General features: G+C 65.8%; 6 protein-coding genes. All 6 read right to left on the bottom strand.

The genetic code is table 11. From position 1 onward, the window contains the following. Positions 1-178 precede the first annotated feature (178 nt). Positions 179-1,606, bottom strand: coding sequence for a sugar porter family MFS transporter (locus KHN93_RS09620; RefSeq protein ID WP_212579488.1), 1,428 nt, complete (start codon positions 1,604-1,606; stop codon positions 179-181). Between the two features lie 87 nt (positions 1,607-1,693). Continuing rightward, a complete protein-coding gene (xylA, locus tag KHN93_RS09615; RefSeq protein ID WP_046342382.1) occupies positions 1,694-3,031 on the bottom strand; it encodes a xylose isomerase in 1,338 nt (445 codons plus the stop codon). A 47-nt stretch (positions 3,032-3,078) separates the two neighbouring features. Next, positions 3,079-4,572: a xylulokinase gene (gene xylB / locus KHN93_RS09610; protein WP_212579487.1), complete on the bottom strand. Its 1,494-nt coding sequence runs from the start codon at positions 4,570-4,572 to the stop codon at positions 3,079-3,081. Then, the gene (locus KHN93_RS09605; RefSeq protein ID WP_212579486.1) at positions 4,569-6,974 is read right to left on the bottom strand and encodes a glycoside hydrolase family 95 protein; all 2,406 of its coding nucleotides are present in this window, start codon (positions 6,972-6,974) and stop codon (positions 4,569-4,571) included. Before KHN93_RS09605 ends, xylB begins: the two co-directional genes overlap by 4 nt. A gap of 91 nt (positions 6,975-7,065) precedes the next feature. Continuing rightward, entirely contained in the window at positions 7,066-9,969 is a 2,904-nt protein-coding gene (locus KHN93_RS09600) for a TIM-barrel domain-containing protein (protein WP_212579485.1), read from the bottom strand. Between the two features lie 123 nt (positions 9,970-10,092). Continuing rightward, entirely contained in the window at positions 10,093-11,763 is a 1,671-nt protein-coding gene (galD, locus tag KHN93_RS09595) for a GH35 family beta-galactosidase GalD (RefSeq protein ID WP_280518768.1), read from the bottom strand. Positions 11,764-11,789 lie beyond the last annotated feature (26 nt).

Raw genomic sequence — 11,789 nt, 5'->3', positions numbered from 1 at the left:
CGGCAGTTACGAGACGACGCACGCACCCAATCCAGCCCAACGATGACAGCCAGCGCGATTGAGGCGCCCGCAGGTATGCGAGACATCGGCAAGATCCCGGCGAGACCGTCAACGAACAAGGCCGCGCAGTGCGCGGCCTTGTTCGTCTTCCATGCCGCTATCAGCATAACGGGGGAGATCAGCCCTCCATCTGCTCCAGCTCCTTGCCTTTGGTCTCGTAGACGTACTTGAGCACGAAGAACACCGAGATGAAGGCGGCGACGGTGTAGATGCCGTATGCGCCGGCCAGGCCGATACTGCCGAGCAGGATCGGGAAGCTGACGGTGATGGCGAAGTTGGAGGTCCACTGCGCGGCGCCGGCAATGGCCAGGCCCGAGCCGCGGATCTGGTTCGGGAACATCTCGCCCAGCATCACCCACATCACCGGGCCCCACGAGGCATTGAAGAACACCACGTAGACGTTGGCGGCCACCAACGCGAGCATGCCCATGACATCGGACATGGCGAGCTTGCCGTTGGGGTCCAGCGAGGCGGTGGCGAAGGCATAGGTCACCAGGGCCAGCGAGACCGCCATGCCGGCCGAGCCGATCCACAGCAACGGCTTGCGGCCGATCTTGTCGACCAGCATCACCGTGACCAGGCAGGCGCCGATGCTCAGGCCACCGGAGAGCACGTTGATCAGCAGTGCGTCCTGCTCGGAGAAGCCCACCGCCTGCCACAGCACCGCGCCGTAATAGAACACCACGTTGATGCCGACCAGTTGCTGGAACACCGCCAGGCCCACGCCGATCCAGACGATTGGACGGATCTTGCCGGTGGCCTTGTTGATGAGGTCGGAGAACTTGGGCTTGTGCTGGTCGGCCGACATCGAGGCCGAGATTTCGGCCAGCTTGGTCTGCGCGGCGGCGTTGCCGTACAGGCGCTTCAGCACCACCAGCGCCTGCTGGCGGCGGCCCTTGACCACCAGGTAGCGTGGGCTTTCCGGGATGACCAGCAACAGCAACAGGAACAGCAGCGAGGGAACCGCCTGCATCCAGAACATCCAGCGCCAGGCGGCCTGCCCGGCCCATAGCGGCTCGGTGGAGGCGCCGGCGGCGTTGGCCAGCAGGTAGTTGCTCAGGAACGCGCAGAACAGCCCGCTGATGATGGCGATCTGCTGCATCGTGGCGAGCCGGCCGCGATAGCGCGCGGAGGCGACCTCGGCGATGTAGGCCGGCGAGATGACGCTGGCGGCGCCCACCGCAAAGCCGCCCATCACGCGAGCGAAGATGAAGAAACCGGAACTGTGCGAGGCACCGGCGCCAATGGCCGAGAGCAGGAACAGCGCCGCAGAAATGATCAGGACCGCGCGGCGGCCCCAGCGGTCGGCCAGACGGCCGGCAAAGAAGGCGCCGATGGCGCAGCCCAGCAGCATCGAGGCGACTTCGAACCCGGTCTCGGCGGCGCTGGAATTGAAGGTCTGCTTCAGGCCGTCGACAGTGCCGTTGATCACACCGCTATCGAAACCGAACAAAAAACCGCCGATCGTGGCTACGCAACTGATCAGGACGATAAAACGGGTGTTCTCACCGGCATCGGGGGCGCCGTTTACGGAGACACTGGACATGGATTCACCTGGAAGCATGCAAGGGAGCGGCCACGGGGGCGGCCGACATCGGCCGGCGACGCGCAGTGCGCCGCCGGCCACGGGACATCAACGCGTCAGATACTGGTTGATCAGGTTCTCGTAGGCTTCCTGACGGCCACTGAGCTGCTTGGGTTCGTTGCCGGCGGCGTACTTGGCCAGATCCACCAGCGTGCTGCTGCCGTTGGCAAAGTCCGCGCCCGCGCCGCTGTCGAAGCTGGCGTAGCGCTCGGCCCGCCACTGCTCCAGCGGCGAGGAGGTCAGCAGTGCATTGGCCACTTCCAGCCCGCGTGCGAACGCATCCATGCCGCCGATATGCGCCAGGAACAGATCCTGCGGGTCGGACGACTCGCGGCGCACCTTGGCATCGAAGTTCAGCCCGCCCGGTGCCAGCCCGCCCTGGCGCAGCACCACCAGCATCGCGCCGACGGTGTCGTACAGGTCGGTCGGGAACTGGTCGGTATCCCAGCCGTTCTGCGGGTTGCCGCGGTTGGCGTCGATGCTGCCCAGCAGGCCGGCGTCGGATGCCACCTGCAGGTCGTGCTCGAAGCTGTGACCCGACAGTGTGGCGTGGTTGGCTTCGATGTTGAGCTTGAAGTCCTGGTCCAGGCCGTGCTGGCGCAGGAAGCCGATCACCGTGGCGCTGTCGAAGTCGTACTGGTGCTTCATCGGCTCCATCGGCTTGGGCTCGATCAGGAAGTTGCCGGTGAAGCCGATCGCGCGGCCGTAGTCGCGTGCCAGGGTCAAGAAGCGCGCCATGTTGTCCTGCTCGCGCTTCATCTGGGTGTTGTGCAGGCAGGCATAGCCTTCGCGGCCGCCCCAGAACACGTAGTTCTCGCCGCCCAGCTCGACGGTGGCATCGATCGCAGCCTTGACCTGCACCGCCGCACGCGCGACGACATTGAAGTCAGGATTGGTCGACGCACCATTCATGTAACGCGGGTGCGAGAACAGGTTGGCGGTGCCCCACAACAGCTTGATGCCGGTGTCGGCCTGGCGCTGCTTGGCGATGCCGACCATGTGCTTGAGGTTGCTCTGGTACTCGCCGATGTCGTCGGCATCGGGCGACAGGTCGATGTCGTGGAAGCAGTAGTACGGCACGCCGAGCTTGGTGAAGAACTCGAACGCGGCATCGGCCTTGGCTTCGGCACGATTCAACGCGGTGTTGCCGATATCCCACGGGTACGCGCGCGTGCCCGGGCCGAACGGATCGGCGCCGTTGCCGCAGAAGCTGTGCCAGTAGGCCACGGCAAAGCGCAGATGCTCGGCCATGGTCTTGTCGCCGACCTGCTTGTTGGCGTCGTAGACCTTGAACGCCAACGGGTTGTCCGAGTCGCGGCCTTCGAAGCCGATCTTGCCGATACCGGGGAAATATTCCTTGGCGCCGATGTAGACGGTGTTGCTCATGGGGTGGAATGTCCTTGCTGCTGGGGGAGTTGTAGAAAGCGTGTCGATCAGCCGGCGTAGAGCGGGCTGACCACATGCAGGTGCTTGAGGAAGTGCTGGTAGTGCTGCTGATACTGGGCCACGCGCTGCGGATCCGGGCGCGCCGACAGGCTGTCGTCGACCTGCAGATGCTCCAGCACCACATCCGACAACGCGTGCGTACCGCCGTCATCGCGATCGCAGGCCCACAAGGCCTGCAGCGCGGCACCGAAGGCAGCGCCTTCGGGCTGGGTCGGCACCACGACCTGCAGGTTGAAGATATCGGCCACCATCTGCCGCCATTGCGCGCTCTTGCTGCCGCCGCCGGTGAGCAGGATGGTGTCGAACTGCAGACCCGCCGCAACGAACGCATCGAAGCCGTTGCGCAGGCTATAGGTCGCCCCTTCCATCGCGGCGCGGTAGAAATGCGCCGGGGTGGTGTTGTGCAGGTCCATGCCGAACAGGCAGCCGCGGGCGGCCGGCAAATCCGGGGTGCGCTCGCCGTTGAAGAACGGCAGCAGCACCAGCCCATCGGCGCCCGGCGTGGTGCTGGCGATCAAGGCGTCGGTCTGCTCGCGGGTGATCGAGAACATGCGCATCACCGCCTCGGTGGCGACGGTGCAGTTCATGGTGCAGATCAGCGGCAGCCAGCCGCCGCTGGACGAGCAGAACGCGGCCCAGCGTGCCTCGTCGTCCACCACCGGGTGATCGGCGTAGGCGAACAAGGTGCCCGAGGTACCCAGGCTCATGGTCAGCCGCCCCGGCACCACGTTGCCGGTGCCGATGGCGGCCATCATGTTGTCACCGCCGCCGGTGGTGACACGCACACCGGCCGGCAGATTCAAGGCATCGGCGGCGGCGTCGGACAAGGCATAGACCGCGCCGGTCTCCACCAGCGGCGGCAGTGCCTCGCGCAGGTCGCGTTGTGCGTCCACCGCGCCGAGCATGCGCTCGGACCACTGCCGCGTGCGCACGTCCAGCCAGCCGGTGCCGGAGGCATCGCCGACTTCGGCAAAGCGCTCGCCGGTGAGCCAGAAGTTCACGTAGTCGTGCGGCAGCATCACCGTGGTCATCGCCGCATACGCCTCGGGGCGATGCTTGCGCGTCCACGGCAGCTTGGAGGCGGTGTAGCCGGCCATGATCGGGTTGCCGGCGGTGGCCACGCTGCCTGCGGCGCCGCCCACCGCATCCATGATTTCCTCGCATTCCAGTGCGGTGCTGGTATCGCACCACAGCTTCACCGGTGCGGTGACGCTGCCATCGGCGGCCACCGGCACGAAGCCGTGCTGCTGGCCGGAGACCGAGATGCCACGCACCTGCGCACGCTGCTCGCCATCGAGCTGCGCGAAGCAATGCACGATGCCGTCGATCCACCACTGCGCCTGTTGCTCGCGGGTGCCGTCGTCGCGGCTGATCAGGTCCATCGGCGCGGCGATCGTGGCGACCACGGCGCGCTCCTGCGGATCGTAGGCCACCAGCTTGACGCTCTGCGTGCCCACATCCAGTCCTACGTACAAGCTCATTGCGTCACCAATCGGTTGTTGTTGAGGCCCACCAGCCGGGTGCGGCCGGCACCCAGTTCCAGGTCCAGGGTCTGCCCTGCGTAAGACAGTTGATAGCGCCCGCCCCGCTCGCTGTGCACGTGTGCCTGCTGCAGGCGGCCGCCGTCCCAGTGCAGGTCCACGCTGGCACCGCCCCGCACGCGCAATCCACGCACACTGCCGCGCGGCCATGCCTTGGGCAAGGCAGGCAGCAGGAACACGCTGCCGCCCCAGCTTTGCAGCAGCATTTCGGTGATGCCGGCGGTGCCGCCGAAGTTGCCGTCGATCTGGAACGGCGGATGCGCGTCGAACAGATTCGGGTAGGTGCGCTCGGGCGAGATCAGCAATTGCAGGATGCGGTAGGCATGCTCGCCATCGGCCAGACGTGCCCATAGATTCAGCCGCCAGCCGATGCCCCAGCCGGTGGTGTTGTCGCCGCGCGTTTCCAGCGTGCGCTTGGCCGCAGCGGCAAGCTCGGGCGTATCGCGCAGATTGATCTGGCTCGAAGGATGCAAGGCATACAGATGCGAGACATGGCGGTGATGGATCTCCGGCGCCTGCATGTCCCAGTCCTGTTGCCACTCCTGCAATTGCCCCGCCTTGCCGATGCGGTTGGGCGGCAATTGCTCGCGCAGCGTGCTCAGTTGTTGCGCGAAGGCGTCGTCGACCTTGAGCAGCTTGCTCATCGCGATGCATTGGGCGAACAGATCGCGCAGCAGCTGCGCATCCATGGTGGGGCCGGCACACAGCGCGGCGTTGAACGGATGCTGGTTTTCCGGCGAAATCGACGGGTTGGTCACCATCGCGCCGGTCTGCGGATCGCGCACCAGCGTGGCGACGAAGAACTCCGCCGCGCCCTTGAACAAGGGGTAGATCCTGTCCAGATAGGCACGGTCGCGGCCGTAATCCCAGCGGTCCCACAGCTGCTGCAGCAGCCAGACGCCACCCATCGGCCACAGGCTCCACTTGGCGCCATCGATCGGCCCGGCCTGGCGCCACAAATCGGTGTTGTTGTGCACCACCCAGCCGGGTGCGTCGTACATCGCACGTGCGGTGTGCGCGCCGGTCTTGGCCAGATCGAACAACATGGATTCCAGCGGTTCGACGCATTCGTGCAGCGCGTTGGCCTCGCTGGGCCAGTAGTTCATCTCGGTGTTGATGTTGATGGTGTACTTGCTTTCCCACGGCGGCTGCATCAGATCATTCCAGATGCCCTGCAGATTGGCCGGCTGGGTGCCGGGCCGCGAGCTGCAGATCAGCAGGTAACGACCGAACTGGTGATACAGCGCGGCCAGCGCCGGGTCGTTGCCCTGCGCAAAACGCTGCACGCGCTCGTCGGTGGGCAGTGCCGCCGCCTCGCTGGTGCCGAGATCGATTGCCACGCGCCGGAACAGCCGCTGGTGATCGGCCAGATGCGCACGCAGCAATGCGGCGTAGTCCAGCTTGCCCGCCTTCTGCATGCTTGCTGCGGTCAATGCCAGCGGATCGCCATCGACTGCATCAAAGCGCTGATAGCTGGTGGCAGCGGTGAGCAGCAGCACCACTTCATCGGCGGCCTCGATGCGCAGGCGGTCGCGCAGCCCGCTGAGCGTGCCGCCCTTGACCTGCGGCAGCACGCGCAAGGCAAAACGCAGCTTGCCGTCGATGCCGGCGAAGCTGCCGTTGCGGCCGCTGAACAGCAGCCCGCCCTGCTCCGCCGTGACCGCGCCGGTCTGCGGGCTGTCGATGCCCACACGCAGGGAAATCGCGCGTGGCCGATCGCAGGACAGGCGCACCACGATGCATTGCGACTGCGCCGACACGAACACCTCGCGCCGATGCAGCGCGCCGCCGGAGCGGAACGTGGTGGTGGCCACGCCGGTATCCAGATCGAGCTGGCGGCGGTACTCGCTGATGCCGTCGGCACGATCGAAATCCAGCAGCAGATCGCCCAGCGGTTGATACGGCATCTGCTTGAGCGGACGCGAGAGCATCTTGGCGTCGGCCAGGGTTTCGGCTTCGGCATAGCGCCCGGCAAACACGAGCGCGCGCACCTGTGGCAGGGCCGCCAGCGCTTCGGGGCTGGTGGCATCGTACGGGCCGCCCGCGTACAGCGTGTCCTCGTTGAGTTGCAGGCGCTCGTGGGCAATGCCGCCCCACACCATCGCACCCAGCCGGCCGTTGCCGACCGGTAGCGCCTGCACCCACTCGTTGGCCGGTTCGCGGTACCACAGCTGCAAGGCATCGCCCGCAGCAACGGCAGGCAGCGATTGCTCGCCGGCAGCCTTGGCCGGCGCAGCAATGGCGGACGCAGCCGGCGCAGCAATGGCGGACGCAGCCGGCGCAGCGCCCAGCGCCGCGAGTGCGGCGCCGGTTGCCTTGCAGACTTCCCTGCGGGTCAGCACGTGCACCACCGTGCTGCATGACCGGACCTGCACGCCCGAGCCTTGCGGCGATCCGGCATCTGCGCACTCACTGACTGACAACGAGTTGCGATCATCGACGACGCGCTTTGCCGGACGCAATCTTGCGCTGCAACACGCTGACCGGATTACCGTCGTACTGGATGCTGGCATCGGTCCTGGGCTCCAGCGCACCGGCGTCCTCGCGCGGGCCGTCGACAAAGCGCACATTGACGGTGCGCTTGGCCTGCATGCCGGTCCAGCTGCCTTCGCGCTTGCCGATGCTCAGCTCGCCCTTGGTCTGGTTCCAGCTCAGCGGAATGCGGCTGAACTCGCCCTTCTCGTAGCCGTAGCCCTTGCCGTCGTCCTCATACAGCGAGAACTGGCCGTCGGCACCGGTGTAGACCACCACGGTGAGCGGCGCATCCGGCTTCTGATCCACGTATTCCTGCACCGGGCCGGTCGGCACGATGGAACCGGCGCGCACGAACAACGGCATGCGCTCGATCGGCGCGGCCGCCTCGATACTCTGGCCGCCTTCGTAGCGCTTGCCGGTGGCGAAATCCAGCCAGCTGCTGCCGGCCGGCAGATAGACCTGACGCGAGGTGGCGCCGAAGCGGGTCACCGGTGCGACCAGGAAGGCCGGGCCGAACAGGTACTGGTCGTTGATGTCGCGGACCTTGGGGTCGTTCGGGAAGTCCATCATCATGCCGCGCATGATCACGCCATCGCGCTGATAGGTGTCGCCGGCCAGGCTGTAGATGTACGGCAGCAGCGCGTAACGCAGGCGGTTGTAGTACGCCATGCTGTCGTAGAACGGCGTGCCTTCCGGGGCGATGTTCCAGATCTCGCGGTACGGGAACTGGCCGTGCGAGCGGAAGATCGGCACGAATGCGCCGAACTGGAACCAGCGCGTGTTGAGTTCGCGCCATTCCGGCAGGTGCGCCGGGTCCTGGTTCTCGTAGCGCTTCTCCACCGCAAAGCCGCCGATGTCGAAGGTCCAGTTGGGCAGGCCCGACAGCGCCATGTTGACGCCACCGGAGATCTGGTCGCGCATGTCGTCCCAGCGCGAGACGATGTCGCCGCTCCACACTGCCACCGCATTGCGCTGGGTGCCGGCGTAGCCCTTGCGCGAGAGGATGAACACGCGCTTGTCGTCGGCCGCACGGTCGCCCACGTACACGCCATGGGTGTGCGGCAACGGGTAGGAGTTGAAGTATTCGGTGGACGAGCCCAGCGCGTTAGGCGTGGTGCGCGCCTTGCGCTCGCCGATGTCCAGGTTGGAATGCACGTCCGGTTCGTCGGCATCCATCCACCACGCATCGAAGCCCTTGCTGTTGAGCTTTTCGTTGACCTGGCGCCAGTAGATCGCCTGCGCCTTTTCCGAATACGGATCGTAGAACGAGTTCTTGTAGCCCTTGCCGATCCAGTCCAGCTCACCCACTTCCACGTTGCGCTTGAACATGAAACCGGCTGCGTCCAGTTCCTTGTAGTTGGCGGTGGTGGGATAGAACTTGGGCCAGATCGAAATCATGATCTGCGCATGCATGTCGTGCACCGCCTTGACCATGCCGTCCGGATCGGGGAAGTGCTGCGGGTCGAAATCGTGCGAGCCCCAGGCATTCTCGGGCCAGTACGACCAATCCAGCACGATGTTGTCCAGCGACAACTTGCGCTTGCGGTATTCGGCCACCGCGCCGACCAACTCGTCCTGGCTCTTGTAACGCTCGCGGCTCTGCCAGAAGCCATAGGCCCACTTGGGCAGCATCACCGACTTGCCGGTGAGCTCGCGGTAGCCGGCCACGGCCTGATCGTAGGAATCGGCCGAGACGAAGTAGTAGTCGATCATCTGGCCGGCTTCGGACCACAGCGACAGGTCCTTCGCTTCGGCGGCCGGCAGCGGGTCGCGGTGCAGCAGCGCGATGTAGCTGGGGTCGATCAGGTCCCACTCGACCTTGACGGTGTGGCGCGTGCCCGGCTCCAGATCCAGCTTGAACTCGTGATTCCACGGGTTCCAGTTCTGGCGCCAGCGATCGACGACCAGCTTGCCGTCCACGTACAGCTTGGCGTACTCGCTCGAATACAGCGAGAAGGTGTGCTCGCCACCGGTGAGCGCTTCGATCTCGCCCTCCCAGGTGACCTGCATGCGGCTGTCCTTGTCCTTGGTGATCGCCTTCTTCGGATACTTGGTCAGGTCGCTGAGGTACTGGTAGTTCACCTCGCTCTCGCGGCGTTCCACGATCTGCTTGCCGTTGATCGCATAACGCGCGGTCAGCGCACCGGCCTTGCCCTTGGCGTCATACAACTTCAGCGTCTTGGGCAGCGGCTGCAGGCCGCGCGGGTCGCCCAGGCGGCTGATCGAGTTGTTGTCCCACAGCAGGCCGTAGTTACGACTGGACACCAGGTACGGCACCGCCATGTCGATATTGTTCTGCTGCAACTCGATGTTGCGGCCCTTCTGGTTCATCCAGCCCTGCTGGTGCTGGCCGAAGCCGTACAGGGCTTCGTCGTCGGGCGACTGGAAGCGCTGACGCACGCTCAGGTCCTGCTTGCCCTCCACTTTCAGCGGCGCAAAACTGCGCCCGCCGGCAACCTCCGACAACACCGGCTTGCCATTGGCATCTGCGAAGCTGACATGGCCATCGACGGTGGACACAGTGGCGGTGACCTTGCCGGTCTTCAGCTGCACGCTGTCGCCCTGCTCGGCCAGCTGGAAGTTGCCGTCGCCCTGCACCGGTACGCGCATCAGGCTGGGGCTGCGCGCGAAGTCGCCGTCCGGGTCGGCACTGACGCGGATGATGCCGGCATCAACCACCTGCAGACGCACCGGTGCGGCGTCCTTGGCGCTCGGCACCACGGTGACGCCATCGGCGGCCTTGCGCACTTCCTGCGCGTGCGCGGCATTGGCCAGCAAGGCCAGCGACAACGCCAGGCACTGCGCAAGCGGTGTACGTCGGGTGGCAGGCGCATGGCCGGCGGAACGGTTGATGGTTTGCATGTTCACTCCCTTGGAATTACGAAACGCTGCCGCGGGGGCGGCAACGCATGGGTTCATTGCGTTCGACCTGGAAGCCGGCGTGCTGCGCAGCGATCTGGCTGCGCAGCAAGTGGCCGTGCAGGTTTACTTGTAAGTGGCCAGCTTGATCTTCAGCAGCTGCGGCGCGCTGGAAAAATTGACGCCGTAATCGGTCTGGTCGCCGTTCCAGTTGCGCTCGAACTTCCAGTCGCTGCCGTCGTAGACGCCTTCCTCGACGCGGTCGTAGAGCATGTTGGCGGTCGCATCGCTGGCCGGATGCAGGGTCACGCGCACGTGGTAGCCGGTGACCAGGAATTCATCCGGGCCGAGCTCGGCAATCAAGGCCGCGCCGATCGGCTCGGAGTTGCCCGGCGGCTCGCCCTTGAACCAGAACTGCGGCACGCCGTAGGTGATGGTGGCGCCCCAACGCTCGTTGAGCTGCAGCTCCTGCACCGCCTGGCCGGGTTCTTCGGCAGTGCCGTGCAGCTTGCCTTCGGACGCGGCCTTGGCGAACGGACGCATGCCGCGCTTGACCAGCTCGAAACCCAGCGCGAACGGGGCCAAGGTTTCTGCGTTGACGTGCTTGGCGCCCAGCGGATAGTTGGAATAACGCGTGTAGTCCATGCCGAACGCCGACCACCCGATGCCGTCGTGGCCCAGCGCGGGGAACAGATAGCGCGCGTATTCCGGGCGGTTGCCTGTTTCGGCGACGAACAGCGCATTGTCCGGGCGGGCGTAGCGCTCCAGTACCGTGGTGTAGGTACGGTACTCGGGCATGTAGATGTCCGGCGCCAGCAGGTCGATATGCGGGCCGGCGGCCTTCCACACATCCAGCACGTTGTCGGTGGGGCCACCGCTGGCGTACTGGCCGGGCTGGCCGGGATTGAACGGGCCACGCAGGGCGGCGTTGACGTACATCGGCAGCGGGTATTCGGCCTTGCCGGCTTCGGCCACCTGGTCGATGTAGCGACCGATCGACCAGGCATGGAAGATCTCGTCCGCATCGGCACCGAACACCTGTGCCCAGCTGCCCGGCTGCTTGTTCAAGCGCTTGAGCAGTGCGTCCGGCACCGGGCCGTCGAACAGCTTCTGCGCCATCGGCGAGAAGTCGCGCACGCTGCCGTAGGTGCCCGGCTCGTTCTCGGGCTGGATCATGATCACGGTGTGCTGCGGATCGACCTGCTTGAGGTGCTGCATGAAGGCGACAAAGGCCTTGCGGTCGGCATCCAGGGTGGCCTGCGCATGCGGCGACAGCGACCCGATCGCCTTGCCCTCGCGCGTCACCACGCGCGGGAAGCGCTGGTTGTCGGTCTTGACCCAGTGCGGCGCATACGCAGGGCCGTTGTTCTTCCAGGTCGCAAACCACAGCAGCACCAGCCGCACCTTGTGCTCGCGCGCCTGCGTGAGCAGCGTATCGACGAAGGAGAAATCGAACTTGCCTTCTTCCGGCTCGACCTGCTCCCAGGCAATCGGCACCTGCACGGTATTGGGGCCCAGCACCTGCATCGCCGGCCACACCTTGTCCATCACGCCCGGATAGTTGCTGGAGTTGTTGACCTGCGCGCCCAGGATCAGGAACGGCGCACCATCGACCATCAATGCGTGCTTGCCGTCCTTGCTGACGAACTGCGGCATCGGCGTCTGCGCAGCCGGCGCCGCTGCCGTGGCAGGCGTGGTCGCTGCGCTACCGGCAGTCGGTGCGACTGCGGCCGATTTGGCTTTGTCGTCCTGCTCGCCGGATTGGCACGCTGCCAGGGCCAGCGTCAGCGCGGACAGCAGCAGCGGACGCAGGCAACGGCGTG

The organism is Xanthomonas arboricola pv. juglandis (genome assembly GCF_905367715.1).
In the GTDB taxonomy this organism is placed as follows: domain Bacteria; phylum Pseudomonadota; class Gammaproteobacteria; order Xanthomonadales; family Xanthomonadaceae; genus Xanthomonas; species Xanthomonas arboricola.
The sequence above is the reverse complement of the archived record's forward strand: the minus strand, read 5'-3'. Positions and strand labels throughout refer to the sequence as shown.

Excerpts from the sequence above, each read along its gene's own strand:
- KHN93_RS09620 (WP_212579488.1), bottom strand. The coding sequence starts at position 1,606 with ATGTCCAGTGTCTCCGTAAACGGCGCCCCCGATGCCGGTGAGAACACC.
- xylA (WP_046342382.1), bottom strand. The coding sequence starts at position 3,031 with ATGAGCAACACCGTCTACATCGGCGCCAAGGAATATTTCCCCGGTATC.
- xylB (WP_212579487.1), bottom strand. The coding sequence starts at position 4,572 with ATGAGCTTGTACGTAGGACTGGATGTGGGCACGCAGAGCGTCAAGCTG.
- KHN93_RS09600 (WP_212579485.1), bottom strand. The coding sequence starts at position 9,969 with ATGCAAACCATCAACCGTTCCGCCGGCCATGCGCCTGCCACCCGACGT.